At 66.6% G+C, this 26,230-nt stretch carries 25 protein-coding genes; 19 read left to right on the forward strand and 6 right to left on the reverse strand.

The genetic code is table 11. From position 1 onward, the window contains the following. Positions 1–54: 54 nt before the first annotated feature. Both VMT40_RS15440 and VMT40_RS15445 read left to right on the forward strand, forming a co-directional pair. Positions 55–1,653, forward strand: coding sequence for a TerD family protein (locus VMT40_RS15440; protein ID WP_326358824.1), 1,599 nt, complete (start codon positions 55–57; stop codon positions 1,651–1,653). Between the two features lie 123 nt (positions 1,654–1,776). Beyond that, on the forward strand, positions 1,777–2,559 hold the full coding sequence (locus tag VMT40_RS15445; RefSeq protein WP_326358825.1) for an SDR family oxidoreductase: 783 nt from the start codon (positions 1,777–1,779) through the stop codon (positions 2,557–2,559). A gap of 90 nt (positions 2,560–2,649) precedes the next feature. On the opposite strand, the gene VMT40_RS15450 is transcribed toward VMT40_RS15445, so the two are convergent. Further along, the gene (locus VMT40_RS15450) at positions 2,650–3,417 is read right to left on the reverse strand and encodes a hypothetical protein (protein ID WP_326358826.1); all 768 of its coding nucleotides are present in this window, start codon (positions 3,415–3,417) and stop codon (positions 2,650–2,652) included. Between the two features lie 111 nt (positions 3,418–3,528). Between VMT40_RS15450 and VMT40_RS15455 the strand changes: the two genes are divergently transcribed. The 3 genes from VMT40_RS15455 to VMT40_RS15465 all read left to right on the forward strand — a co-directional run bounded on the left by VMT40_RS15455 (position 3,529) and on the right by VMT40_RS15465 (position 6,855). Next, positions 3,529–4,767 (forward strand): MFS transporter, encoded by a 1,239-nt coding sequence (locus tag VMT40_RS15455; RefSeq protein WP_326358828.1) that lies wholly within the window; start codon positions 3,529–3,531, stop codon positions 4,765–4,767. A gap of 6 nt (positions 4,768–4,773) precedes the next feature. Further along, a complete protein-coding gene (locus VMT40_RS15460) occupies positions 4,774–5,136 on the forward strand; it encodes an ArsR/SmtB family transcription factor (RefSeq protein WP_326358829.1) in 363 nt (120 codons plus the stop codon). Between the two features lie 111 nt (positions 5,137–5,247). After that, positions 5,248–6,855 (forward strand): flavin-containing monooxygenase, encoded by a 1,608-nt coding sequence (locus VMT40_RS15465; RefSeq protein ID WP_326358830.1) that lies wholly within the window; start codon positions 5,248–5,250, stop codon positions 6,853–6,855. A 62-nt stretch (positions 6,856–6,917) separates the two neighbouring features. Here the strand turns inward: VMT40_RS15465 and VMT40_RS15470 are convergent, their stop codons facing one another. Beyond that, positions 6,918–7,922: an alpha/beta hydrolase gene (locus VMT40_RS15470; protein ID WP_442790021.1), complete on the reverse strand. Its 1,005-nt coding sequence runs from the start codon at positions 7,920–7,922 to the stop codon at positions 6,918–6,920. 245 nt (positions 7,923–8,167) lie between these two features. Here VMT40_RS15470 and VMT40_RS15475 point away from each other — a divergent pair, with 245 nt between their 5' ends. Beyond that, on the forward strand, positions 8,168–9,553 hold the full coding sequence (locus VMT40_RS15475) for a serine hydrolase domain-containing protein (protein WP_326358832.1): 1,386 nt from the start codon (positions 8,168–8,170) through the stop codon (positions 9,551–9,553). 64 nt (positions 9,554–9,617) lie between these two features. Here the strand turns inward: VMT40_RS15475 and VMT40_RS15480 are convergent, their stop codons facing one another. Beyond that, the gene (locus VMT40_RS15480) at positions 9,618–12,767 is read right to left on the reverse strand and encodes a BTAD domain-containing putative transcriptional regulator (protein ID WP_326358834.1); all 3,150 of its coding nucleotides are present in this window, start codon (positions 12,765–12,767) and stop codon (positions 9,618–9,620) included. A gap of 66 nt (positions 12,768–12,833) precedes the next feature. Between VMT40_RS15480 and VMT40_RS15485 the strand changes: the two genes are divergently transcribed. Beyond that, positions 12,834–13,250 carry a PaaI family thioesterase gene (locus VMT40_RS15485; protein WP_326358835.1) on the forward strand — a complete coding sequence of 139 codons (417 nt, stop codon included), beginning with the start codon at positions 12,834–12,836 and terminating at the stop codon, positions 13,248–13,250. 2 nt (positions 13,251–13,252) lie between these two features. Here VMT40_RS15485 and VMT40_RS15490 read toward each other — a convergent pair whose 3' ends face one another. After that, complete coding sequence (locus VMT40_RS15490; protein WP_326358836.1) at positions 13,253–13,867, reverse strand: TetR/AcrR family transcriptional regulator; 615 nt, start codon at positions 13,865–13,867, stop codon at positions 13,253–13,255. A 98-nt stretch (positions 13,868–13,965) separates the two neighbouring features. Between VMT40_RS15490 and VMT40_RS15495 the strand changes: the two genes are divergently transcribed. The 5 genes from VMT40_RS15495 (at position 13,966) to VMT40_RS15515 (ending at position 18,998) form a co-directional block, all read left to right on the forward strand. Further along, a complete protein-coding gene (locus tag VMT40_RS15495) occupies positions 13,966–14,859 on the forward strand; it encodes a metal-dependent hydrolase (RefSeq protein ID WP_326358837.1) in 894 nt (297 codons plus the stop codon). Further along, positions 14,856–15,917 carry a PDR/VanB family oxidoreductase gene (locus tag VMT40_RS15500; RefSeq protein WP_442789987.1) on the forward strand — a complete coding sequence of 354 codons (1,062 nt, stop codon included), beginning with the start codon at positions 14,856–14,858 and terminating at the stop codon, positions 15,915–15,917. Before VMT40_RS15495 ends, VMT40_RS15500 begins: the two co-directional genes overlap by 4 nt. 16 nt (positions 15,918–15,933) lie before the next feature. Then, entirely contained in the window at positions 15,934–17,457 is a 1,524-nt protein-coding gene (locus VMT40_RS15505; protein ID WP_326358841.1) for a flavin-containing monooxygenase, read from the forward strand. Beyond that, positions 17,457–18,383: a short-chain dehydrogenase/reductase gene (locus VMT40_RS15510; RefSeq protein ID WP_326358843.1), complete on the forward strand. Its 927-nt coding sequence runs from the start codon at positions 17,457–17,459 to the stop codon at positions 18,381–18,383. The genes VMT40_RS15505 and VMT40_RS15510 overlap by 1 nt, the downstream gene beginning before the upstream one ends. 66 nt (positions 18,384–18,449) lie before the next feature. Then, positions 18,450–18,998 carry a hypothetical protein gene (locus VMT40_RS15515; protein ID WP_326358844.1) on the forward strand — a complete coding sequence of 183 codons (549 nt, stop codon included), beginning with the start codon at positions 18,450–18,452 and terminating at the stop codon, positions 18,996–18,998. A 104-nt stretch (positions 18,999–19,102) separates the two neighbouring features. Here the strand turns inward: VMT40_RS15515 and VMT40_RS15520 are convergent, their stop codons facing one another. Beyond that, positions 19,103–20,005 (reverse strand): tyrosine-protein phosphatase, encoded by a 903-nt coding sequence (locus VMT40_RS15520; RefSeq protein WP_326358845.1) that lies wholly within the window; start codon positions 20,003–20,005, stop codon positions 19,103–19,105. 253 nt (positions 20,006–20,258) lie between these two features. On the opposite strand from VMT40_RS15520, the gene VMT40_RS15525 reads away from it, so the two are divergent. The 4 genes from VMT40_RS15525 to VMT40_RS15540 all read left to right on the forward strand — a co-directional run bounded on the left by VMT40_RS15525 (position 20,259) and on the right by VMT40_RS15540 (position 22,804). Next, positions 20,259–20,639, forward strand: coding sequence for a hypothetical protein (locus VMT40_RS15525; protein WP_326358846.1), 381 nt, complete (start codon positions 20,259–20,261; stop codon positions 20,637–20,639). Positions 20,640–20,667: 28 nt separating this feature from the next. Next, positions 20,668–20,895, forward strand: coding sequence for a hypothetical protein (locus tag VMT40_RS15530; protein ID WP_326358847.1), 228 nt, complete (start codon positions 20,668–20,670; stop codon positions 20,893–20,895). A 252-nt stretch (positions 20,896–21,147) separates the two neighbouring features. Next, positions 21,148–21,477, forward strand: a complete 330-nt coding sequence (locus VMT40_RS15535) for an antibiotic biosynthesis monooxygenase (RefSeq protein WP_326358848.1) — start codon at positions 21,148–21,150, stop codon at positions 21,475–21,477. A 133-nt stretch (positions 21,478–21,610) separates the two neighbouring features. After that, a complete protein-coding gene (locus tag VMT40_RS15540; protein ID WP_326358849.1) occupies positions 21,611–22,804 on the forward strand; it encodes an MFS transporter in 1,194 nt (397 codons plus the stop codon). 142 nt (positions 22,805–22,946) lie between these two features. Here VMT40_RS15540 and VMT40_RS15545 read toward each other — a convergent pair whose 3' ends face one another. After that, positions 22,947–23,876 carry a hypothetical protein gene (locus tag VMT40_RS15545; RefSeq protein ID WP_326358850.1) on the reverse strand — a complete coding sequence of 310 codons (930 nt, stop codon included), beginning with the start codon at positions 23,874–23,876 and terminating at the stop codon, positions 22,947–22,949. Between the two features lie 480 nt (positions 23,877–24,356). Here VMT40_RS15545 and VMT40_RS15550 point away from each other — a divergent pair, with 480 nt between their 5' ends. The 3 genes from VMT40_RS15550 to VMT40_RS15560 are packed head-to-tail and all read left to right on the forward strand — an operon-like array spanning position 24,357 to position 26,205. Then, the gene (locus VMT40_RS15550) at positions 24,357–25,055 is read left to right on the forward strand and encodes a hypothetical protein (protein WP_326358851.1); all 699 of its coding nucleotides are present in this window, start codon (positions 24,357–24,359) and stop codon (positions 25,053–25,055) included. A gap of 11 nt (positions 25,056–25,066) precedes the next feature. Next, positions 25,067–25,384, forward strand: a complete 318-nt coding sequence (locus tag VMT40_RS15555; RefSeq protein WP_326358852.1) for a hypothetical protein — start codon at positions 25,067–25,069, stop codon at positions 25,382–25,384. An 8-nt stretch (positions 25,385–25,392) separates the two neighbouring features. After that, positions 25,393–26,205, forward strand: coding sequence for a hypothetical protein (locus VMT40_RS15560; protein ID WP_326358854.1), 813 nt, complete (start codon positions 25,393–25,395; stop codon positions 26,203–26,205). Positions 26,206–26,230: the final 25 nt, after the last annotated feature.

A 26,230-nucleotide genomic window follows, 5' to 3' on the forward strand; every position in this document is an offset into this window, starting at 1 on the left:
ATGCAGGGTCGGCCACGATCTTGTGTCGGTGGTGCGTGGCATCATTCGGGCACGATGAAACTGACCAAGGGCGGGCATACGGCGGTTCCGACATCGCTTCTGACGGTGGTGCTTTCGTGGCACTCGGGGCGCGAGGTACGGGCACAGGCGGTGCTGGTGGCGGAGAACGGGCGGGCGCGGTCCGACCGGGACTTCGTCCACTTCGACGCGCCCCGACACGTGTCGCAGGCGGTGACGGTCGACCGCGAGCCCGAGCCGGGGACCGCGCGGCTGTCGGTATCCCTGCCGCGCACCGAGGCCGAGGTGGCCGGGATCGTCGTCATCGGGTCGGTGGCGGGCGGTTTCGCCGAGGTGAAGGGGCTGCGGGTCACCGTCTTCGATCATGATCGACCGGTGGCCGAATACGAGGTGGCCACAGCGGAATCGGTGCCCGCCATGGTGGTGGGAGAGTTCACGCGCACCGAGACCGACGGCTGGGAGTTCCGGGCCGCGGCCGAGGGCGGCGTCAGCCTGGCCGGACTGGTTCGGGAGTTCGGGGTGCGGATGGATCCCGCGCGGGAGTTCGAGCAGCCACGCCGCACCGCACCGCCGCCGAATCCGGAACGGGCGGACTGGCATCCGGACCCGCGCGATCCGGCCCGACTGCGCTGGTGGGATGCCACCGCGTGGACGGCCGCGACACGCCCTGTGCCCGTACAAGATTCCCGGCACTGCCCACGCTGCGGCGCGGTCCGTCGCCGTCGGCTCTTCACCGCCGCGCATCTCTGCCGTGAATGTGCCGCCGAGACAGCCGAATACCTCGCCGCCTGGCGGCCCCGCGCCGAACGCATCTTGCGGCGGGCCACCCCGCACGAGGAGTGGGATACCCTGTGGGCCGCCCTGCGCTATCAACGCATCGATCGCGCGGCCGCCCTCGACCTGCTGCGGCCGGTGGCGCACGAGCAGCTGGAACGCCTGGTGGCCTTCGCCTGCGCCGACGGCGTGGTCGAGCAGACCGATATCGAGGACTTCGAGGACACGGTCGAGGAACTGTCCCTGACCGGCCCGCTCACCGAGGATCTGCGTCGCCGCCTGCACCGCGGCCGCCTGCTCACCCGCCTGCGCTCCGGCGAACTCCCGCTGGCCCCCACCACCGGCCTGCACCTGGACCCCGACGAACGCGTGCACCTCAACCTCCCCGCCGCCCATATCCGGCAGCTGGCCCGTGGACCCAAACGCACCGAGGGCCGCCTGATCGTCAGCAACCGCAAGCTCCGCTTCACCGGGTCCGGCGCGGGCACCGAAATGCCCTGGGCCCGTGTCGTTTCGGTGACATCGGTGGACGGGCTGGTGGAGGTCTCGGCCACCTCGGCCCGCGGCGGCGCGCTGCTCGAGGTCGCCGATCCGGACTATGTGGCCGCCGCGATGGAGGGCGCGCTGCGGATCGCCAAACGCCTCGCCCTCACCCCCGGCCGTCGCGACACCCGCACCATCCCACCGGATGTGAAGGCCATCGTCTGGCAGCGCGATGGCGGCAAATGCGTCGAATGCGGTGAGCGCCACTACCTCGAATTCGACCACATCATCCCGATCAGCATCGGCGGCGCGACCAGTCCGGCCAATCTGCAGATCCTCTGCCGCGCCTGCAACCGCACCAAGGGCGCGCATCTCTGACCCCATCGACGCGCGGGTATCCACCGAATGTGAGGAATCCGACGCCATGCCGTGAATCATGTTGAGGGGCAGTCGCTGTGGTTCTAGCGTCCAAGGCAGGCTCGTCGTGGAAGGGGATTCGACATGCAGGTGGCGGTGGTAGGGGGTACCGGGACGCTAGGGGTGCCCGTGGTGCGGGATCTCGTGGCGCGCGGGCACAGCGTGCGCGTCCTGAGCCGGTCGGCACCCACGAATCCGGTCGCGGGGAGCGAGCACCATGCGGTGGATCTGGTGACCGGGTCCGGGTTGGACGCGGCGCTGGCGGGCGTGCACACGGTGGTCGATGCCGCGAGTCACCGCGGCTTGCGCAGCGCGCGGGTGATGGTCGAGGGCGTGCACACCCTGCTGGCCGCCGAGCAGCGCGCCGATGTGGGCCACCACGTGGAGATCTCGATCGTCGGCTGCGAGCAGGTGCCGTTCAGCTACTACCGCACCAAGGTCGCGCAGGAACGGGTGGTCACGCAGGGGCCGACACCGTGGACCCTGTTGCGCGCCACCCAGTTTCACGAGCTCATCGATGAAATCCTGGGCGCGAGCGCGAAATTCCGCCTGGCACCGCGCGGGAGTCTGCGCTTCCAGCCCGTCGATGTGAACGCGGTGGCGACCCGCCTGGCCGACGCCGTCGAGGCCGGGCCGTCGGGCCGCATCCGCGATATCGGCGGGCCGGTCGTGCAGACCCTCGGTGAGCTGGCCGATGTGCGTCGTCGCACGCTCGGCCAGACCTTGATCCCCCTGCCGGTGCCGCCGGTCGGCCGGATCGCGCGACGGGTGCGCGACGCTGCGCTGTGCCTCGACTCCGCTGGCGAGGCCGTGTCGTACGACTATGCCGAGTGGCTGCACCGGCGGTATGCGAAGCCGGTGAGCTGATCTGTCTTCATGCTCCCGCCCGCGGTGATCGGCCGGTATCGGGAACTCCCCTGAGGATTCCCGGATTCCGCCGCTGCCTTGAGTCGTACCTCAGCGCCGGACGCGCAGCACGGTCGGTTCGGCACAGAATTGCGCGGTGGCCTGTTCCAGGCTGAGCCCGGTGCGCGAGAGTCCGCCGGTGTCGGTGACCGTGCACTGGCTGCCGCCGATGTGTCCGGTGCCGTCGTCGAGGAATTGGACCTGGGCGGTGACGAGCGGCTGGAGTTTGTCCGCGTCGAAGACCCAGAATTCGACCTTCCACAGCTCGTAGCTGTCGCGGGCGGTGACGACGGTGTAGCCCGCCGCGGAGGTGTCGATGCCGATGCCCGCCAGTTCGCCCGCGCGCTGGAAACGCGTGCTGTCACCGGTGGCGCGGTAGATGACGTAGCGAGTATTGGCGCTGGCCACCATGATCGGGATGATCAGCTCGTCGCGGCCGTCGTTGTCCAGGTCGCGCAGTCGCGGCGCGGTGGTGCCGACACCCTGCTCGGTCAGGGTCTGCACCTGCGCGCCGGTGGGGTCGAGCACCGTGATGGACACCGAGGCACGCTGCCCGCTTCCGCTGTGCCGCACCTCGAAGGTCAGGCCCGCCGGGTCCCGGGATTGCAGATAGCAGTCGGGAGGCGTTGCGGCGGAGGCGATATCGCCGCACGGCGGCAGCGTGGACACGGGGGTGACCGGTGTGGTGCCGGTCGGCGCATGCTCGGTGGGCGGCCCGCCGAGATTGCCCGCCATGGGCGCGGTGGCCGCGTGCCGGGCGCATCCGCCCGCCGCCAGCGTCGCGGCGGCCAGCACACCGGCCGCGAGTTTCCTCCCCATGGGACCGAGGATAGCGACGAATCGCCCAATGACCGTCGGCAGATTCGGGCAAGTCGGGATATATGCGCCTTCATGTGCACAGCTGCGCACCTATTGGCCTATAGTGGCGGTGTGCTCGCCGTGCTCCGCCACCCGTCCTTCCGCAAGCTCTACACCGCCCAGATCGTCGCCCTGATCGGCACCGGACTGCTGACCGTCGCGCTCGGCCTGCTCGCCTACGAGATCGCGGGCGGTCAGGCGGGAGCCGTGCTCGGCACCGCACTCGCCATCAAAATGGTGGCGTATGTCGCTGTGGCACCGGTGATTTCGGCGTTCACCGGACGCCTGCCGCGCAGGCTGGTGCTCGTCTCGGCCGACGCGGTGCGCGCGGCGATCGCGCTGGCGCTGCCGTTCGTCACGCACACCTGGCAGATCTATGTCTTGATCGCGGTGCTGCAGTCGGCCTCGGCCACCTTCACCCCGGCGTTCCAGTCGCTGATCCCGTCGGTGCTGGTCGACGAGGAGGACTACACCCGCGGCCTGTCCCTGTCGCGCCTGGCCTACGACCTGGAGTCACTGCTGAGCCCGGTGCTGGCGGCCGCGCTGCTGACGGTGATCAGCTACCACGCGCTGTTCGTCGGCACCGCGGCCGGTTTCGTGGCCTCGGCACTGCTGGTGGTCACCACTCGGCTGCCGCGTCTCGCTCCGCCCGAGCGTTCCGCCCCACTGCTGGAACGCATTACCGAGGGCGCGCGCCTGATGATGGGCCGCCCGGTCCTGCGCGGACTGCTGGCCATGAACCTGGTGGTGGCCGCGGCCACCGCGCTGGTGATCGTGAATACCGTTGTGTACGTGCGCGATCGGCTGGGCGGCTCCAATGCCGGGGTCGCGCTCGCGCTGGGCTGCTTCGGATTCGGCTCGATGGCGGTGGCGCTGTCGACACCGCGGCTGCTGCGCGCGATCGCGGACCGCCGCGTCATGCTGACCGGCTGCGTGCTGCTGCCCCTCGGCCTGCTCGCCGCGGCCCTGCCGCCCCTGCTCCCCCGCCCCACCGGTGCGGTCGTGCTCGGGCTGACCTGGGTTCTGCTCGGTGCGGGCACCTCCCTGATCAATACCCCGTCGGCGCGTCTGCTGCGCGCGCAGTCCGAACCAGCCACCCGCACAGCCGTTTTCACCGCCCAGTTCTCGCTGTCGCACGCCTGCTTCCTGATCACCTACCCGATCGCGGGCAAACTGGGCGCGCTGGCGGGTTTGCCGACCACGGCGATCACGCTGGCCGGGCTGGCTACACTGGCAGCTACGATGGCGGCCCGCGCGTGGCCCGCATCCGCCCCGGTGGGCATCGAGGCGGTGACAGCGGCAGGAAGGTGAGGCGAAGTGAGCAAGGCGAAACGGCTACCCGCCACGCCCAGCCTCACCCATCCCGCCGATCCGGATCAGGCCCGCCTCGACGCGGCCACCGCCACCTTCCGCATGCTCTCGGATCCGACCCGGCTGCACATCCTCTGGATCCTGGCCGACGGCGAGGCCGATGTCACCGCGCTGACCGCGGCCTGCGGCGCGTCCCGCACGGCGGTCAGCCAGCATTTGGCCAAGCTGCGCTTCACCGGTCTGGTCGACACCCGGCGCGACGGTCGCCGCATCATCTATCGGATTCGGGACGGTCACCTGGCCCGCCTGGTCCGCGAGGGTCTGAACCACGCCGATCACATCGTGACCGGCGAACCCGCGCACGAATAGCCGCGCGCTTCCTCCTCCTGGTCAGTGGGACCGATGGTCGCCGACTGCCCGCATTCGCCTCGACGATATGCCTATTCGAAATATCGCTGGACGAATGTTGAGAGGTCACGCATGCATCCCGAGCAGGGCAGCCCCTTCGATGTGATCATCATCGGCGCCGGATTCGCCGGACTCTACGGCGTTCATCGGGCGGCACGGGCCGGACTGACCGTGCTCGGCCTCGAAGCCGGGGCCGACGTCGGCGGCACCTGGTTCTGGAATCGCTATCCGGGCGCGCGCTGCGATGTGGAGAGCGTCGACTACTCCTACTCGTTCGACGAGGAGTTGCAGCAGAGCTGGACCTGGACCGAGCGTTTCGCCGCGCAGCCGGAGATCCTGGCCTACATCAACCATGTGGCCGAGCGCTTCGATCTCAAGCGGCACTATCGATTCGGGCAGCGCGTGGTCGCGGCGCACTTCGACGACGCGGCGGCACTGTGGACGCTGCGCACCGAGACGGGGGACGAATTCCGTGCGCAGTTCGTGGTTTTCGCGACCGGATGCCTGTCCGCCCCGATCAAGCCGACGCTGCCGGGCATCGAAACCTTCGCCGGTGACGAGCTTTTCACCGCCCAGTGGCCGGAGGAGGGCTACGCCTTCGAGGGAAAGCGGGTCGGGGTGATCGGCACCGGGTCCTCGGGCATTCAGGTCTCGCCGATCATCGCGCGGGCGGCCCGGTCGCTGACCGTCTTCCAGCGGTCCGCCAATTTCAGTGTGCCGGTGCCGAATCGGCCGTGGACCGAGGAAGAGCAGGCGCGGATTCGCGCCACCTATCGGGAGCGGCGCGAGAAGTCCTACTACGCCGGGGCCGCCACGCCGCACGCCTCGCTCACCACCAAGGCCCTCGAGTTGTCGCCGCAGGAGCGCGAGCGGGCCATGGAGGAGCGCTGGAACGGTGGCGGCGTGCTGTTCAACAAGGTGTTCCCGGACCAGAACAGCGATCTGGCCGCCAATGAGCTGGTGCGCGAGTTCGCGGTGGCCAAGATTCGCGCCAAGATCGACGACCAGTCGGTGGCCGACGATCTGATCCCCTACGACCACCCCATCGGCACCAAGCGCATCTGCACCGATTCCGGGTACTACGAGATGTTCAACCGGAAGAACGTGTCGCTGGTGAATCTGCGCCGGAAGCCGATCGAGGCGGTCACGCCGACCGGCATTCGCACCGCGGAGCGGTTCATCGAACTCGACACACTGGTCTACGCCACGGGTTTCGACGCCATGACCGGCGCGCTGCTGCGCATCGATCTCCAGGGCGCGCACGGGGCACGGTTGCGTGACACCTGGGCCGACGGGCCGATCACCTACCTCGGCTTCGGCATCCCCGGATTCCCGAACATGTTCAGCATCAACAGCGTTGGCACGCCGTCGGTGATGGCGAACATGGTGCTGCACTCCGAGCAGCAGCTGGACTGGGTGCTCGCGCTGGTACAGCACTGCCGCGCCAAGGGAATTCGCACCGCGCAGGCCCGCGAGGACGCCGCGATCAAGTGGACCGACCATCTGCTCGAGGTCGCCGAGGGCACGCTGTTCGTGAAGGCGAACTCCTGGTACATGGGCGCGAACATCGAGGGCAAGAAGCGCGTATTCATGCCCTACATCGGCGGTTTCGGCAACTACCGCCGCTACTGCGACGAGGAGCGCGACAACGGATATCCAAACTTCGAGCTCACGGCCTGACCGCACGACGAACGAAACCGGCTCGCTTCCCCTGGAGGCGTGCCGGTTTCGTCGTTACCGGATCAGGCGGGCAGGCCCAGTCCGGTGGCCAGCACCGGCCAGGACGCCTTCAGCGCGTCCTGCCAGTACCCCCACGAGTGGGTGCCGGTGGGGGTGAAGTCGTAAGTGGCCGGGATGCCCAGGCCGTCGAGCTTGGTCTTGAGGTTGTGGGTGCAGTAGTTGGTGGCTGCCTCGAGGCCGCCGCCGACGGTCATCTGATTGATCCAGCCGCCGGTGCCGGGCAGGGTGTGCGGGCCGTCGAGGGTGTCCCACTGGCCCGGCAGGCCGGAACCGCTGGAGATGAACAGATTCAGCCCGCGCAGCAGGTCGGCGTGGACGTAGGGATCGTTGGCGGCCCACATCGGATCGCCCTGGGGTCCGTACATGTTCTTGCTGTCACCACCGCCCGCGGCGACCACGGTATTGACGAAGTTGTAGCCGATGGGATCGCTGATCTGCGCGCACCCGCTGTAGGCGGCGACAGACTGATACAGGCCCGGCGCGGCGATGGGCAGCTGCAGCACCGAGGTGCCCGCCATGGACAGGCCCGCGATGGCATTGCGCCCGTTGGTGTTCAGCGCCTTGTCGATGAGCGGCGGCAGTTCCTCGGTGAGGAAGGTCTTCCACTTGTTCACACCCAGCGCGGGATCCGGTGCGCGCCAATCGGTGTAGTAGCTGAAGCCGCCGCCGATCGGCTGCACCACATTGACGTTCTTGTCGGCCAGGAAGTTCAGCACATCGGTCTGCTTCTGCCAGGTCGCGGAGTCGGTGCCGCCGCCCGCGCCATTGAGCAGGTACAGCACCGGGGTGGGCTGGGAGGTGTCGGCGGCGCGCTGCACATCGACCTCGATGTTCTTGTCCATGGCCGCGGAGTAGACCTGCAGCTTGATGGTGCGCGCGTCCTTCGCCGTGCTGGAGGCGATCTTGGAGCCATCGGCCGAGGTGCCCGCGTAGTTCAGCGAAGAGCCCGTCTCTGCCGAGGCGGTGCCCGCGGCCATCGGTAGCAGGACGGTAGCGGTCAACGCCATAACGGCGCCGCCCAAGATCTTCGTCGAACGCACGCCGTATCTCCTTCAGCAGGTTGTTTCCACTTGGTAAGACTCAGCTCACCACCCTGCCGTCGCGCTCTGAGCAATTGCTGGCCCGAAGCTGAGCTCGTGCTGAGAGGCGGCGTGAGCTGACTCACCGCCGCTGTAGGTCCTGTCGGCGCACAGTCGGTGGCCGTCGGCGCACTGTCGGTGAGCTGTCAGCGCTGGTCGGCATCGTCATGGACATGAACGACACCCCGAACCACGACACCGCCCTCGCCGACTTCATCGCAGAGGTCGCCACCGAACACGACCTGCCCGGCATTGCCGTGGGCATCTGGATCGACGGCCGCGAGATCATCGCCAACTATGGCGTGACCAGCATCGAGAACCCGGTTCCGGTCACCGAGCACACGGTCTTCGCCGTCGGCTCGACCAGCAAGACCTTCACCGCCACCGCGCTCATGCGACTGGTCGCCGCGGGCAAGGTCGACCTGGACGCCCCGGTTCGCACCTACGTGCCGGAGCTGAAGCTGCTCGACGAGCAGCACGCCGCCACCATTACCGTGCGGCACCTGCTCAATCACACCGCCGGTTTGGAATGGAACATCATCAACAACACCGGCGAGGGCGACGACGGCCTGGCCGCGTTCGTCGCGACCCTGTCGGAGCTGCCGCTGATCGCCGCCCCGGGCGAGCGGGCGTCCTACAGTCAGGCGGGTTTCAATCTGCTGGGTCGCGTCATCGAGAATGTGACCGGTGAGCCGTTCGAAAAGGTCGTCGCCGACACGGTTTTCGCGCCGGTCGGACTCGCGGAGAGCTTCTACTTCCGCGACGACATCATGACTCGCCGCTTCTCGGTCGGGCACGAACGCCAGGAGGACGGGACGCTGGCGGTGGCGCGGACCTGGAAGGGCACGCGCGCCAACAATCCGGGCGGCGGACTCGGCACCACGGTGTCGGACCTGTTGCGCTGGGGCCGATTCCACCTGGGTGACGGCCGCACCGCATCCGGCGAGACCGTGCTGCCGACCGAACTGCTCCGGCGGATGCAACAGCCGACCGTCACCCTGCGCGCCAGCACGCTTGCCGACGCCTTCGGCCTGTGCTGGATGCTGCGCGAGGTCGACGGTGTCCACCTGGTCGGCCACGGCGGCTCGGGCTTCGGCCAGTTCGCGGACCTCCAGTTGGTGCCGGAGCGCGGCTTCGCCATCGCGGTCCTGTCCAATGCCAGCCCCGAGGGCATCCCGGCCAACCAGGCCATCGTCCGCTGGGCGCTCGAGCACTACCTCGGCGTGATCGACAAGGATCCCGAGCCGCTGCCCTTCGACGCGGAGCGCGTCCGGGAACTGTTGGGCGAGTATGAGATCGACGCCATGACGGCGACCTTCCTCGTCGAGGACGGCCAGCTGCTGCTGGACTGCAAGGTCAAACCCGAGATCCGCGCCGCCGCACCGGAAGGTGCGATCCCGCAGGACCACCCGGCCTTCCCCATCGGCCTGCTGCCCAACGACGAATACATCGTCACCGCGGGCTCCTTCCAGGGCCAGCGCGGTTTCCTCACCCGCGACAACCACGGCGAGATCACCGCCCTGGACCTGGCGGGCCGCGTCTTCACCCGAGTCTCCTGACTCGCTCCACCGGCCGGAATCCACCTCAGCACAGTGGATTCCGGCCAAAAGCGGTAAGACCGGGTTAGCGGGCGGCCTCCCGCGCGAGAAGGTCCAGCGCTTCGGTGCGGGGTATCTCGCTGCCGCGGCGGTAGGCGAGGCTGTACTCGGTTGTGCCCAGTTGTTCGATGAGTTCGGTTGTGAGAGTGGCTAGTTCGGGCTCGCCGTGGTCGAAGACGCCGCGGAGGACCTCGCTCAGGCCGAGGGCGGTGGCGGCACCGGCGGGGTCGTTCTCAAGAAAGCGGAGTTTTGCCAGGAATTCGGCGCAGTGGGCTACGGCCTGGGCGACGGAGGCGGAGTCGCCGTGGCGGAGAGCGCCTTCGATCACCTCGGGGAGCAGGGCGCGGGCGGCCACCGGGTTCGCCTCGGTGAGGCGGTTGCGCAGGCGGGCGACCGCTATGTGGTCGGCGGCCATCGCTTCCGGGTAGGGCAGGCGGCGCATGCGGGTGACGAGGTTGTCGAGCTCCCGGTCGGCGCGGGCGATATCGCCACGGCGGCGGTGCAATTCGGCGGCCGACAGCAGAATGACGGCCGCCAGCCGCGCGAGGCCCTGGTCGGCGGCCAGGCGTTGGGCCGCCTCGATATCCCGCTCGGCCTCGGCCGGATCCCCCGCCCGCATCCGCTCCTCGGCCAGGGCGGTACGCGCGGCGTACATGTCGTCCTCGGTACCGAGTTCGGAGGCGAGCGCGACGGCGCGGCCGTAGGCGGTGAGCGCCCGATCGTGCTCGCCGCGCAGCGAGTGCGCGCGGCCGATGGCGAGCAGGGTCATGCCCAGACCCCAACGGTCACCGACGGTTTCGAAGCCGCGCAGGGCCTCGCGTCGGGCGTCGGCCCCGGCGGGCAACCGCCCCTGCCCGGTCAGGGCGATATCGCGGGCCAGGTACGCGCTGGCCCGCACCCAGGGATCCGGCCAGGCTATCGCCTGCTCGAGCTGGCGTTCGGCGAGCGGCTCGTCGTCGGCCCGGGCCGCCATCAGCGCGGCCCACAGCGGCATGGCCGGATGGAAGTCCAGCCCACCCGCGCGCACACAGTCCTCGATCAGCGCCGAGAGCGAGCGCCCGGCCGGTGGCACCCCGGCCATGAGCGCGATCACACGGAATGCCGTGCGCGCCTGTGCGCTCAACTCGGCTTCGAATCGCAGGATCGCGGTCAGCGCCGTCTCGAACTGGGCGCTCATGCCGCGAATTCCCCAGTACCAGAACATTGCTCGGACAAGTCGGGCGGCGACCGAGACGGTGGGGGCCGACGACTCCCCGAGCGCGGCGCGTAAGGCTGCCGCCATATTGGCGTGCTCGGCGTCGAAAAGGGCTATCGCGTCGAGTTGTTCGCCGGTGCGCAGGCGGGGTTCGTGGTGTTCGGCGAGGGTGAGGAAGTACTCGGTGAAGCGCGCGGTGAGATCCTCGCCGGAGCGGGTGAGCCGATCGGCGGCATAGGCACGGATCGTTTCCAACATGCGGTAGCGCGGCGGATCGTCGGGAGTGACCGTGATTAGGCACTTTTCGACAAGGGCATCGAGGATGTAGTGGATGTCGCCGGCGGGGAGGTCGTCGTCGGCGCAGACGGCCTCGAGTGCTTCGACCGTCGCGCCACCCGCGAAGGCGGAAAACCTTCGAGCCAAGACCTTTTCGGGCTCCTCGAGGAGATCCCAGCTCCATTCGACCAGGGCGAGCAGGGTGCGCTGGCGAGGTCGCGCGGTGCGGCTGCCCGAGGTGAGCAGGCGGAATCGATCGTCGAGTCGACGGGCCACCTGGTCCACGCTCATGGCCCGAAGCTTGGCGGCCGCGAGCTCCAAAGCCAGTGGCAGGCCGTCGAGTTGGCGGCAGATCTCCACCACCGGGGTGACGGTGGTGTCGTCCAGCACGAAGTTCGGGCGGATGGCGGCGGCGCGGTCGAGAAACAGGCGCACCGCCGACGATCGTTGCGCCACAGCCGGATCCGTCGTCTCCGGCGGAAGGTCCATGGGCCCGAGGTGGCAGAGCACCTCACCGGTGATGGCCAGAGGCTCTCGGCTGGTGGCGAGCACGCGCAGGTGCGGCAGTCGGTCCAGCAGGTGCTCGGCGAGCGCGGCCGCCGCGGCGATCACGTGCTCGCAGTTGTCGAGAACCAGCACGGCCGGGCCGACATCCAGCAGTTCGATCAGCCTGGCGGTCTTGTCGGGGCGGTCGGCGGTCTCGCTGTCGAGCGCTCCCGCCACGGCGTCGGCGAGCTGATCCGGTGCGCCCAGTTCGGCGAGCGGCACGAAGAACACCGGGCCGCCGGTGTGGCGATCCATGGTTTCGAGGGCCAGCCGGGTCTTGCCCGCGCCGCCGGGGCCGACAATGGTGACCAGCCGCGAATCGGCCAGCAGCCCGGCCAGTTCCGTCAGTTCCTCCGCACGGCCGACGAATCCGGTGAGCCGGACCGGCAGCGTCCGGGATGCGGGTTCCGCACGCGGAGTCGGATTTTCGAGCTCGCCGCGCAGCAGGGCCAGGTGGGTGTCGCGCAGGATTGCCGAGGGGTCGATGCCCAGTTCCTCGTCGAGTCGCGCCCGCATCTCCTCGTACACGGCCAGCGCGTCCGATTGCCGTCCGGCGGCGGCCAGCGCGCGCATGCGCAATGCCGCCAGGCGCTCACTCAAAGGATGGTCGGCAGCAGCGCTCTCGAGATCGGTGAGGACGTCGGCATGCCGACCCAACTGGAGCTCGGCTTCGAACCGGTCCTCGAGCGCCGACGAACGCAGGTCGTCCAATCGGGTCGCGGTGGCTTGCGCGAAGGGCGCGTCCAACACATCACCCAACGCGGGACCTTGCCACAATCCCAGCGCCTCACCGAGCATCCGCGCGGCCGCCTCCGCGCGCCCGGCGTTCAGCTCACCGCGCCCCTGCCGCACCAATTCCTCGAACCGATCCGCGTCCACGGTGATCCCCGGCAGCCGATACCCACCGGTCCCGAATTCGACCGTCCCCACCCCGCGCAACGCCTTGCGCAGCCGCGACACCGCCGCCTGCAACGCACCCGCCGCATCCTCCGGCGGCTGCTCACCCCACAGCCCGTCGATGAGCGCCGACACCGGCACATCCCGCCCCGACTCCAAGGCCAGCCGCGCCAAGAGCATGCGCACCCGAAACCCCGGTATCTCCACCGGCGTCCCGTCGTCCGCGTGGACCCGGACGGGCCCCAACACACCAACCTGCACGCGCCGAGTCTGCCATTACTCGAGAAGTAATCGACTCCGCTCGCTTCCTCGGGCACTGTTGATCTCATGACCGATACGGAGATCGCCATCGATTCGGTGGGTACGCAGTTGTTCGCCACCATGCCGTTCAGCACCGAGCTGGGCATCGAGGTGCTCGAGTGCGGCCCGGAGCGGGTGCGCAGTCGGCTCGAGTGGCGCGAGAACCTCTGCACGCTGGGCGGATCCATGCACGGCGGGGCGCTCATGTCGCTCGCCGATGCGACGGCGGCGGTCTGCGCGTTCCTGAACCTGCCCGACGGTGCGCAGGGCACGACGACGGTGGAGTCGAAGACGAATTTCGTGCGCGCGCTGCGGTCGGGTCATGCCACCGCGACCGCCACGCCGCTGCACAAGGGGCGCAGCTTCATTGTCGTCGAGACCGAAATCCGTGATGACGCGGACAAACTCGTCGCCAAGGTGACGCAGACCCAGGCGGTGTTGTAGCGCTATCCCGCGATCACCGGCACCAGGTACGTGCGCGCGAATTGCGCGAGCTCATCGGGTGTTTCCAGGGCGGCCGCCCCGCCCTGGACCAGGATCAGCGAATGCACAACGCGGCAGGCGACTTCGGTGCGCGCGGCCAGATCCTTCGGAGCTTCGAAGATCCCCTTGCGCGCGGCTTGTTCGAAGATCTGCACGGTGGCCGCGACCGTCATGGCGAACACCGTCTCGCCGTCGACGGTCAGTTTGGTGACGATGCGTTCGGGTTCGAGCGCGAGCTGCCGTTCCACCAGCGGATGCGCCCGCCAACCGGTAATGACGGTGACGAAGATGTCCGCGATCAGATCGGCGAGATCGGTGTGCCGCTCGGGCATGCCCGCGAGCTCGGCGAGCAGGTTGGCGACCTCGCGGCTGACGACGGCCTGCACCAGGTCGTCGCGTGAGCCCAGGCGGCGGTAGACGGTCACCCGATCGACCCCGGCCTGCTTGGCCACATCCTCGATGGTCGTCTTCTTGAACCCGAACTTCTGGAATTGCGCCAGCGCCGCGTCCAGGATGCGGGTCTCGATGTCATCGGCGGCATCCGCGCGGGTCAGCGGGGTTTTCGGCGCGGTCGTCACCGGACCAACGCTAGCAGGCACGACGCTCGATGCAACAATCTCGACCATTTTGTGGCTGCAACATTGCCATACAAAATGTTGCGCTGTACGGTTCGTTCATGGCTGACACGGTCGGCGCACCGCAGCGCCACTACAGCGATGAAGCACATGCCATTTCCGCGCGCGATGTCCGGTTCGATTTCGAATCCGTTCCGCTGCACTACATTCCGGGCGAGGTGCTGGCCACGCACATTGTCGACGTCATGCACCTGGTGCTGCCGGAGGGCGAACGGGCCATGGCGCAGGCATTGTCGGAGGCCCTGCCCTATATCGAGGACGAGCGGTTGCGCGAGGAGGTGACCGGCTTCATCGGGCAGGAATCCATGCACGCCAGCAGCCACGAGGCCGCGCGACGACACCTGCAAGCCCTCGGCCTGGACGTCGACTCGTACGTGAAAAGCGTTGCGTGGCTGGTGGATCGGATCCTCGGCGCGCACGGGCTGACCGGGCGGGCCAAGGAGGAGTGGCTCAAGGAGCGGCTCGGACTCTTCGCCGGAATGGAGCATTACACCGCCGTCCTGGGCGAATGGCTGCTCAATGCCGACATTCTCGAGGCCAAGGGCATGCATCCGGCCATGCTGGACCTGGTCCGCTGGCACGGGGCGGAGGAGGTCGAGCACCGCAGCGTGGTCTACGACGCCTACATGTATCTGGACGGCGGCTACCTGCGCAAGGCCCGCACCGGCGTGCTGGCCAGCCTGACCCTGCTGCCACTGTTCGTCCTCTCGGCGGGCTACCTTTATCGAAAGGACCCGTCGCCGAACAAGGGTCGATTCTGGGGCTGGCAGTTCCTGAACGCCACTCGACGCGGCGTGATCCCGAGCTGGACCGTCTTCTTCACAGAAATCCCGCGCTATCTACGACCGGGATTCCATCCCTCCCAACTGGGCCCGATGGACACCGCCCTGCGCTACCTCGCCCACTCCCCCGCGGCCCGGGCGGCAGCCGAATGAGCATCGACGTTTCTCGAACCGGGCGAGGACCGACTGCCCCGCCGCTGGGCCTGCGGGTATTGGGCGGGGCGATGGATGTCTACAAGCGGGTGTTCACTGCCAGTGCTGCAGCGCCGGTGCTTTCACCGCCGAAGCCGTTGCGGCGCAGTGGATTCGAGCTGTCTACCGTGGTCGAGAGGCTGGAGCGGGTCGCGCCCGATGTGCTCGCGGTGACATTGCGGGCGGCCGATGGGCGGGAGTTGCCGAGTTGGCGGCCCGGGGCGCATCTGGACGTGTTTCTGCCGTCGGGTCGACAGCGGCAGTATTCGCTGTGCGGTGATCCGCGCGATCGGGGGCGGTATCGGATTGCGGTGCGGTTGATTCCGGGTGGCGACGGCGGGTCGCGGGAGGTTCACGAGGCGCTGTGGGTCGGCGATCGGGTGCGGATTCGCGGGCCGCGCAATGCGTTCACCTTGGTCGATGCGCCGTCGTATCTGTTTCTCGCCGGTGGGATCGGGATCACGCCGATTCTGCCGATGGTGGAGGCGGTGGGCTCGCGCGGGCGGCTGGTCTACGCGGGGCGATCGCGGGCGTCGATGCCGTTTCTGGATGAGTTGCCCGACGCCGAGATTCGGCCCGATGACGAGGTCGGTGCGCCCGATGTGGCGGCGATCATCGCCACGGCCGAGCGCGGTGCGGCCGTGTACGTGTGCGGACCGCCCGCCATGATCGAGGCGGCGCAACGCTGTCGGTTCGCGCTGGATCCGACGGGATCGCTACATACGGAACGCTTTTCGGCCCGGCCGGTCGTCGATGGCCGCGGCTTCGATCTCACGCTCGCTCGCACCGGCAGGACCCTGCGGGTCGGCGCGACCGAAACCGCACTGGCGGCGGTCCAACGGGTGCTGCCCACTGTCAATTACTCATGCCGCCAGGGCTTTTGCGGCACCTGCAAGGTCGGCGTCCGCGCCGGTGCGGTCGATCATCGCGATCGCCTGCTCACCCCGGCCGAGCGGACGGACCACATGCTGCTCTGCGTTTCCCGCGCCGCGGGCGACGCGCTCGTGCTCGATCTGTAGAACCTCGGGAACATACATGTCGATTGATACGGAAACACGTGCGGCCGAAACTGATTCGGGCGCGGTCGAACACGTCGGAATCGCCGTCGTCGGGGCGGGTTTCGGCGGCATCGGCCTGGCGGTCAAGCTGCGCGAGGCCGGTTTCGAGGATCTGGTGATCCTCGAACGCGCCGACGACCTGGGCGGGACGTGGCGGGCCAATACCTATCCCGGTTGCGCCTGCGACGTGCCGTCCCAGCTGTACAGCTATTCCTTCGCACCGAATCCGGACTGGTCACGGACCTACGGCAGGCAGCCGGAGATCCTGGAGTACCTGCGCCGGGTCGCCCACGAGCACGATGTGGTGCGCCACATTCGATTCGGCGCGGAACTCCTGGATGCCCGCTGGGACGAGGAACACTCGCTGTGGCGGGTGCGGACCAGCCGCGGCGATCTGACCGCCGACATCCTGATCTCGGCGGCGGGCATCTTCGCGGAGGCCAAGTATCCGGAACTGCCGGGGTTGGATCGCTTCGAGGGCAAGGCATTCCACTCGCTGCACTGGGATCACGAGCACGACCTGACCGGCAAGCGGGTGGCCGTGATCGGCACGGGGGCGTCGGCGGTGCAGTTCGTGCCGGAGATTCAGCCGAAGGTCGATCGGCTGCTGCTGTTCCAGCGGTCCGCACCGTGGATCGTCCCGCGCCTGGATCGCCCCATCCTCGGGCTGGAACGCCTGCTATTGCGCCGGATTCCACTGGCCCAGAAGGCGATACGCGGTGGCTGGTACGCGGCCATCGAGGGCTTCGGGCTGATCTCGCTGGTGGACAAGCGGTTCCGCCACCCCTACGAGGCGCTGGGCCGACTGCAACTGCGGCGGCAGGTGCGGAACCCGCGGCTGCGCCGGACCCTCACCCCCGACTACATCATCGGCTGCAAGCGGGCCATCTTCTCCGATGCCTATCTGCCCGCACTGGATCAGCCGAATGTCGATGTCCTCACCGAGGGCATTGCCGAGGTCCGCCCGCACTCCCTCGTGCTGCGCGACGGCACCGAGCACACGGTGGACACCATTATCTTCGGCACCGGATTCACCTCGATTCCGTCGGCCTATCACCGCTACATCGGCCGCCACAAGCTGTCCCTCGCCGACCTGTATCAGCTGGAGCCGCAAAGCTATCTGGGTGCCGCCGTCGCCGGATTTCCCAACTTCTTCTGCACGCTGGGGCCCTTCGGCGCGGCCGGGAACCAGTCGGCCATCTACATGATCGAGTCTCAGATCGCCTACATCGTCGACGCGCTGAAGACCATGCGCGACAACGGAATCGGCCGCATCGAACTGCGGCCCGAGGTGCAGGACGACTTCCTCGACGAGATGGACCGCCGCAGCGCCGACAGCGTCTGGCTGACCGGCGGGTGCCGCAGCTACTACACCACCGCCGACGGCCGCAATGCCGGGCTGTATCCCAACTGGAGCTTCGAATACCGCAGGCGCACCCGACGATTCGATGCCGAGTCCTACGCCCTCACCCCCGCCGCCATCACCGAAATGAGCCGTTGATGTCCACCCCGCGCTGTCTGCCCTGCCCGAGCCCCTTCCGGCCCGAGGGTCGGGTCGCGCTGATCACGGGTGCCGGGCAGGGCATCGGGCGCGCACTCGCCGAGATGCTGTACCGGCGGGGCGCGTCGGTGGCCGTGGTCGATGTGGATGCCGAGGCCGCCACCTCGGTGGCCGCCGCGCTCGGCGAGCGGGCGCTGCCGGTGATCGCCGATGTCGCCGATCGTGCCGCCATGGCCGAGGCGATTCCCCAGGTGGCCGCGTACTTCGGCCATCTGGATATCGTCGTCGCGAATGCCGGGGTGGTGCCGCGACCGGCGACCCTGCGGACCATCGATCCCGCGGACTTCGATCGCGTCCTCGGCATCAATCTCACCGGCGTGTTCAATACCGTGCACCCCGCGCTCGACGACATCATCGCCGCCCGTGGGCATGTCGTGGTCGTCTCCTCGTGCGCCGCCTTCGCGCCCGGCATGGGCGGCGCGCCGTACATGATCAGCAAGGCGGCGGTCGAGCAGTTGGGCCGGGCGCTGCGGGTGGAGCTCGCGCCGCACGGGGCCTCGGCGGGGATCGCGTATTTCGGGATCGTCGAGACCGAAATGACGCATGCCACGCTGGATCGCGATGACCTCGGCCGCCGGATCGAGGCGCTGCTGCCCTGGCCGTTGAGTGCCCGCATCACCGCCGAGCAGGCGGCACGCACCGTGGCCGACGCCATCGAAAAGCGTGCGCCGCAGTCCATCTCACCGGTTCCCTGGATTCCGTACGCGTTGCTGCGCGGGCTGATCAACCGGGTGCTGGATTTCGGTCTGGCCCACGATCCGCGGGTGGCCGCGCTGCTGCGCGAACTCGAGCGTCGCAGCCTCGAAAAACCTGCCTCAGCAGCGGCTATGCCCATGGACAGCGGCCGCGTTCGAGCGCATTATTGATCACACATCCGGTGCCGTTCGTCGGGGGAACGTCAAAGGAAAACCCCGAACGGATGGGAAAAGGAAATGTTCACCAAGAAGATGATGGCGACAACCATGTTCGCCATCGCAGCCACCGGAATAACCATGGCCACGGCGCACGGCGAGGCGGGGCTCGCCGATGTCACGGTCAACGGGGTGGATGGTTCGGTCGGATACTCCACCACATTGGCGGCCGACCACTCCAATGCCCTGGTAACCCTGGCCTCCGGTCACTTTGTGCTCGCACCGGACTCGGTGCAGGTAGTCGCTGACGACGGCGCGATCGTCGGGTCGATTCCGCTGACGCTCACCGCGAATACCGGTCAGGTCCTCCAGGTCACTCCCGCCCTGAACAGCGATACCTCGCTGACCCTCACACCGGTGGGCGGGCCCACGGTGGCGGCGACCAGCTCGCAGGATCTGCCGTTCATGCACCAGGTCGACGCCGATGAGGGTGGCGCGATATTCGCTGGCGCGGTGATCGGCTGCGTCATCGGAATCATTATCGGCATCTGGTTCTTCCTGGTCGGCGCGATCGTCGGGTGCGCGGTCGGCGCGGTCATCGGTGCCTTCGTCGGCGCGTCGATCTCCTAGTCGCCCGCGCGAATTCGCCACGTCGAGGAGGTATCGGTAATCGGCGGGGCGATGGATCGGCAGCGTCCGTCGCCCCGCCGCACACTTACTTGGTCAGCTTGTGACTACTTGGTCAGCTTGTGGCGCAGCTGTTCGATGGTGTGGCCGTTGAGGCCCAAGCCATCCTTCAGATACTTGTCGACCGAGCCGTAATCCGCTGTGAGCTGGTCGATTCCGGCCTGCAGGTAGGTGCGGTCGACGCCGAGCAGCGGCGCGTAGATGGCCGCGGCCTGCTCGCCCTTGGCGGCCTTGATCTGGGCCAGGGTGGCAGCATTGCTGGCGGCCAGATAATCGTTGCTGAGCAGGTAGTCGCTCATGATGTCGGCGTCGCTCACGCGGGCGATGCTCTGCAGCAGGTACGCCGTCCAGCCGGTGCGGTCCTTGCCCGCGGTGCAGTGGAACACGGCCGGGCCCTGCTGTTCGGCCAGCTGGGTGAGCAGGTCGGCAAACTTGCCGCGTTCACCGGCGTCGGTGACGAAGGACTTGTTGATGTCCTGCATGAACTTCCGCGCCGCGTCGGGGGAGGTGAGGTTCGGCATACCGGTGGACAGGTTCCCGGAGAAGATCGGGATGTTCACGTACGCCGCGCCCGCGGGCACACGGTCGGCCTTCTGCGCGATCTCGTCGGCGCTGCGCAGATCGAAGACCGAACTCAGGTGCAGGCCGTCGAGGGTGGCCAGGTCGGCGTCATTGGGGGTCAGCGCGTTCGAGCGGTAGAACACACCCTTGTTCAGGTGATGGCTGCCCTGCGCCTGGTAGCCCTCGCCCGTTCCGGCCAGATCCCGGAAGTTCACCACGCTCTGCAGGCGCGGGGCGTCCGCCGTCTGCCCCTTGGCGGGCTTGGCCGACGCGACCGGCATGGCGATCGTCGCCGCGTGCTCCGTCACCGCCGAACCCAGGAACGGGGACACGAGCAGACCCGCGGAGACCAGCACGACAATCCCGCTGCGCCGCATTGAAACTGACACCAACAAACTCCTCTTCACGCGTGAGGCACGCGTGTCACCGCGTCTCACAAATAGATCGCGAGTCGTTATATCGGCGGGATATGAACCGGAGGCGATCAACCGGCGAACCTTCGGCGGCCCCCGAGCAACCCCCGAAAACTTGGGGCGGTTTCTGAATCGGTGCTCGAATAGGGCATCCGCCCGATATAGCCGGAAGCTGTTATTTGGCAACATGACTGAAGTTCGCCTGAAGCTAACTGAGGAGTCATTTGAGATGAGCAGTCTTCGGAACTCGGCGTCGGCCGCGATCCTGCTGTCCGCCGCCGGTCTGATCCTGGCCGCGCCCCAGGCCTCCGCCGAAATCGGCACCCAGGTCCTGATCGCGGGAGGTGGCCTCAGCAACGGCTTCGGCACCGGGTGCACCTACTCGGTCATCGCGAACAGCAGCTCGGGCGCGGGCATGAACTTCTTCGACAATGGCGTGTGGTTCGCCCGCACCGACGACAGCCCCACCCCGAAGACCCACGTGGCCAGCTGGACCCCGACCACCGTCGGCACCCACACCATCCTGGTGACCCAGAACGACGATTCCAAGACCATCGTCCTGGCCGTCGGCACCGGCATCAACGGCGGCAGCTCCTGCCTGGTCCTCTAGCCGCCCCGCGATTCCGAAAGGCAAGACAATGCTCCGCAAGACCCTCCTGACCACCGCGGCGGCCCTACTCGTTGCCGCCCCCGCCACCGCGACCGCCGCACCCCAGCCCGAAATCGCCACCGCCCCCGTGGCTTCCGCGCAGAACGTGGCCTTCAACACCGGTTCAGCCGCAGCCGACGCGGTAATCAACGGCCTCATCACCCTCATCTTCGGCCCAAACGACCCCACCAAATGCAAGTTCCCCTACTGCTTCTGAGCGAATCCACACGGAACCCCGGGTCATCGACCCGGGGTTGATTCGAATCGGCGTCGAGATAGTCTGGGGAGGTCGAAAGGACCTGGGTTGGCATCGGTAAGCCCAACCCCCTCGTTGTGAGGCTCCGTATCGCCACCACGGTGGCGAACCCGCGACAAGCAATCGGCGAGACCGCCGAGAGTTTGGCGCGGCTTTTTGCGGGTTCGTCGACCTCTCGGTTGCCCTCGCCTCGAATCGATTCGAGGAGTAGCAATGCCCATCATTCGCGTCGACGGGACCGTGACCCAGATCAACGTCTTCACCGTCGAACCCGGTCGGCAGCAACCGTTGATCGAGCATCTGGCTCGGGCTGCCCGGGTCGCCGCCGAGGTGCCCGGCTGGCTGTCCGCCAGTCTGCACCGCAGCCTGGACGGCACCCGGGTCGTCAACTACGCGCAGAGCACCGACCTCGATGCCGCCCAACGCGTCATCGAACATCTCCTGGCGAAAGGCATGATCCAGGGCAACAAGGCATTCGGCGAGGCCAACCCCGGCCTGTACGAGGTCGCCCTGACTTTGGATCGAGACACGCTCCGGCGGTAACCCGCGTGGAACCCCGGGGCATCGACCCGGGGTTCTTCGCTGACAGGCATCGATCATTCCGGAGCGACCCGCACCCCACGGTAATGTCCGCATCCCGCCAGCCTTACCCCCGGGGCGTTCGTAGCGTCGGGGAATGACATCCGAACTTGTTGCCGTCGAACGGGTTACGCGCCTGCGCACACCGGTGGTGTGGTTCATGGCAGTCGCCGCCGCTTTGGGGACCGCGAGTATCTATCCGTTGCAGCCCGCCATCGCAGCGGTGGCCGGTTCGCTCGGCGCCTCCGTCGCCGAAATCGGCACCGCGCTGGCGTGCGGACCGGTCGGCTACATGCTGGGCCTCGCCTTCCTGGTCCCACTGGTGGATCGACTACCGCCGCGCACGGTGATATCGGCGCAATTCTGGTCCCTCGCCGTAGCCCTGGCCGCGGCCGCAGCGGTCGGCTCCCCCTGGCTGCTCGGCCTCACCATCGGCGTCATCGGAGCCGGTTCCGCGGTCGGAGCCCAATTGAGCTCCATAGCAGGCAGATTCGCCGACCCCGCACGCCGAGCTACCGTCCTGGGCGTCGTCACCGCGGGCATCTCAGCGGGCATCCTCCTCGGCCGCATCCTCGGCGGCTGGCTAGCCGACGCCCTCGGCTGGCGCCCCATGCTCCTCCTCCTGGCCGCAGCCAGCGCCGCGACCGCCGTAGCGGCTCGGGCACTTCTGCCCGCCGAGTACACCACCCCCTCCACCGGCTACCTATCCCAACTCCGCAGCCTCCCAAACCTTTACGCCCGTTTCCCCGTGCTACGCCTGGCCGCCACCCGCGGCACCCTATGGTTCTTCGCCTTCTGCACAATCTGGTCGGGCCTGGCCGTAGCCCTCTCCCAGCCCCCGTTCTCCTACTCCCCCGAACGCATCGGCCTCTACGCCAGCGCCGGACTCCTCGGCATCCCCGCCACCCGCATCGCAGGCGCCTGGACCGACCGAGTCGGCCCCCGCCGAGTAATCCTCACCGGCCTAACCCTCGCAGCCACCGCCACCCTCCTCCTCGGCGTAACCCTCTCCACCCCCACCGTCACCCTCCTCTGCCTGGCCCTCTTCGACGCAGGCCTCTTCGCCGCCCAGGTCTCCAACCAAAGCACCGTCCTAGCCCTCGCCCCGTCGACCCCAGCCCGCTTCAACAGCGCCTACATGCTCATCTACTTCCTCGGCGGCAGCGCAGGCACAGCATTCGGCGCCACCGCCACAACCTACTTCGGCTGGCCCCCAACAACTCTCGCCTCCACGCTCGCCGTAGCCATCGCCACAGCCATCACCCTCTCGACCCGGAGAGCCAAGCAGTGACCGTCACGCTGGCACAGACAACTGAGCTCCGACACCCATTACGTGCCAACCACGGCGAGACCTCCGCGCAGCACCGCTCACTCTGACATCAGACCCGCAGCTTCCACCGGAGGGCGGACAAGCGTATGACCGCGCCGATCCGTTACTCCGGTTCCGCCAGGGGGTCGGCACCGTCATCAAAGATCCGCTCAGCGGAATCCACGATCACGGCCAGGTCCAGCCAGCGCGTCAGCTGATCCAGATCGGAACACGCGGTCACCCGGGCACGAACGGCATCATCGACGTGGACCCCGCGCCGCTTCAGCACCCGCAACACCGACCCCGCCAGCGCTTCGGCCTTCCCTTCAGCCTTCCCCTCGGCTCGGCCGATAGCCTGGTGTTCCTGCGCGAAATCGCTCTCCCAGTGGTAGTTCTCGATCGCGATGGCCACGAGCTCCTCCCACTCCTTCCGGTACCGAGCCGGTACGCATTTGCTGATGTAGTCATGGTAGTGGACACGCCAATCCGGCTCGAGATGCTGCATCGCCTCGAGCGCCATGGCGAGCACGCTGCGACGCTCGTCATCGGCCAGATGACCAGGCGCGGACAACAGCGCCAGCTCCGGCCACCGGTCAGCCTCGGCAACGGTGGTGATCGCAGGCAACATGCCCGGCCAGTAGGTCCGAGGCCGGAAGACGAAATCGGGGTGACCGGTCTCGACCGGTGCCGCGATCTTCCGGGCGGTCGGCTCGTCGGGACAGAACGCCAGCAACACCACCGGACACCCCAAACGCTGGCGCACATGAGTGACATACGCAGGCCAACTCAGCGCGATACGTTCGAGATCCGGTACGCCACAAGAATTCTGAACTTCATGAATGACCGCGAACTCGGGCTTCTCGGTGACCGTGCCGACCAACACGACATCCAGATGCAACTCCCCCGGCGACAACAGCGTGACCGTTTCCGGCCCCGGCCGCCAACAAGGTAGATCAGGCACTGGCAACCCAAGCACAGTACGGGCAATCAAAGCCGCGACCTCGGGACGATGGCGCAACAACTGCAACGGAATCTCGTGACGAATCGACGGCACGAAGCGACCATAACGACCGCCTCGAACACATGTTCTGAATCCACTCGGACACGCCCCGTTTGCCCGATAGCACCGTGTCGAAGAAGTTGAGGCCCAGCCTCGCGGACCAGACCTTTGAGGCGGGGCGGGCGAGGCTCGACCCCGCGACCAATGGATTATGAGATCAAAGAAGCCAAACAGTGTCCTGACCTGCGAAAACAGCGCTAGATGATCTCAAAGCGGCAAAATACATTGGTCTACAGCATGGCCTGCAGTGATCTTGCCCTTGGATCCCAGCTAGCGCTCCGAGCTATCGGTCTCCTAGACACACTCCCCAGCATCATGCATAAAGCGGACTTGTGACCCCCGCTCACCGAAGCTGCCCCCGAGAGCTTTCCGTAAGCACGACAAGACTAGTCGGTCGGATTGTTCGGTTGCTGGCCACCTGATACCTTGTCGCAAAGTTGATCTTGGGGCTGTCAGGGGGTATCGCTCACCGCGATGGTGATTCAGTACACGAACTTTGGGAACTTCGACGACGATGACTGGGATGATCACCACAAGCCGCCAGCACCGTCCACGCCAGCGGCACCTCCCCCGGCAGTCCGACAAGCGACGGTGACGAGCTCGCCCGGATCAGCGCCTGTCATTATGCATCTCGATAGCGGTCACCTACCTGTCCGACTCGAGTTCAGCGCTCTGTGGAACCAGCAGGTGGCTCGGTCGGCGGTTAGCCGTGAGCTATTCGCCGCATACGGACTCGCTCGTCGACGGTTGCTCGAACAGGCTATACGGGCAAACGGTGGCTGGCCAGAACGTCTGCCCACCCATGCATCGGCGACACCCCGAAGAAAGCAATTGGGTCTCCTGCTAGAAACCTCAACGTGGGAGCAATACCAGCAAACAATGAGATCATTCGCCACCTTCGGTGAATATCACGTGCATGGTCAGCACCTGGAGCACGACGAACCTGTCGTAACAATGGCCGCCGATCGATTCTCGATCAAATCGATCCGCGTATGGCCCCAATGGTACGGCTGCACCGACGCTTCAGTACTGGAAAGTGAAATCATAGCCTGCGCTGACAAGATTCGATCTGCTCGACCAAGTTTTGAACTCAAGCGCGATTATTCGCAATACTCGGATGATCAACTTGAAGAGTGGCATCGCCAGCACCGAATTCAACTTTCGAGATACTAGGGAGATGTGAAGTGGTAGGAACACCCACCGGGGATGCAATCAATCTGGCCCTGAAATCACTACACGACGCCTCGGCAAACTGGGACACAGCCAAGGACAATCTAACTGCGGCTAGAGATCTTATTTCGACTGTCGGCCTGTCGCAAGATTATGAATTCTATTTCACCGAGCTTTACAACAGGTACAAGGACGTTCCTGGGCATGTCTACAAACTGTTAGACGATGGTCAGGGTGTTGCCAATGCAATCGCCGCAACCCTGGAATGGGCACATGATACTTACCAGAAAGAGGAGCAGCAAAATCTCCATTCTTTCAAGAACCTGTATTAGGATTGACAGTGGCGACCAAAGACGATCTCGAGAGCAACATCAATTCCGTTATCTCCAACCAGAAACACTTCGATGACCTCTCCCCCACAGTGGAGGCCGCCTTTAAACGAGGTTCGGCATTTGCTGGAGCATTGGGCGCGTTTTGGCTCAAAGACCATGAAGATACCGCCAAGAAGTGGATAAGAACCGTTCTTTACGGTGGCGACGTAGGCGACATCCACTACATTGGTATCGTCTACTTCATCAAGTCCTTCAACCTACCGGTTGTGCTCATAGATATTGCCAATCAATGGATGAGCATCCAGGGCAACATAGACGAAGGGCACACCAACTGTAACTATGCCGACATAACAGCCCGTTGGCAGAGCCCAGGGGCAGACTCCTACGAGACTGCCCGGAAGACCCAGGCCGATGCGTTTCAAGCTGCGTCAAAGATCTGCGGAACGATTGCCGACAATATCAATGACATGGCACGGAATATTCTCAAATTCTATATTGAAATGGCGAACGGCGTTGCGGATTTTGTAAGCAATATCATAGTAAATGTCGCGGCCATGACGGGCCCTGAGGTCGTAAGTGCCGCCGAACACATCTCTGATATCATCACGTCGGGGGCGAAGATGATCCTCAACGCAATTTTGTCGGCCATCGACGTGACGAAGAATGTGCAAATCGGATTGAATGTCATCGAGCAGAACTTCACGCAAGTTGGACTGAAGAATCAGCTGTGGCCGGATCCCGGCTGCCAAAACTTCATGGACGCTTCCGTTGCAGACGGCCATGCCAATTGGTCGGTAAAATCGGATAGGTACTATCAATGATGAGTAGGCGATTAGCATTAGTGAC

Origin of the sequence: Nocardia sp. CDC160 (assembly GCF_035818795.1) — a bacterium.
Classification (GTDB): domain Bacteria; phylum Actinomycetota; class Actinomycetes; order Mycobacteriales; family Mycobacteriaceae; genus Nocardia.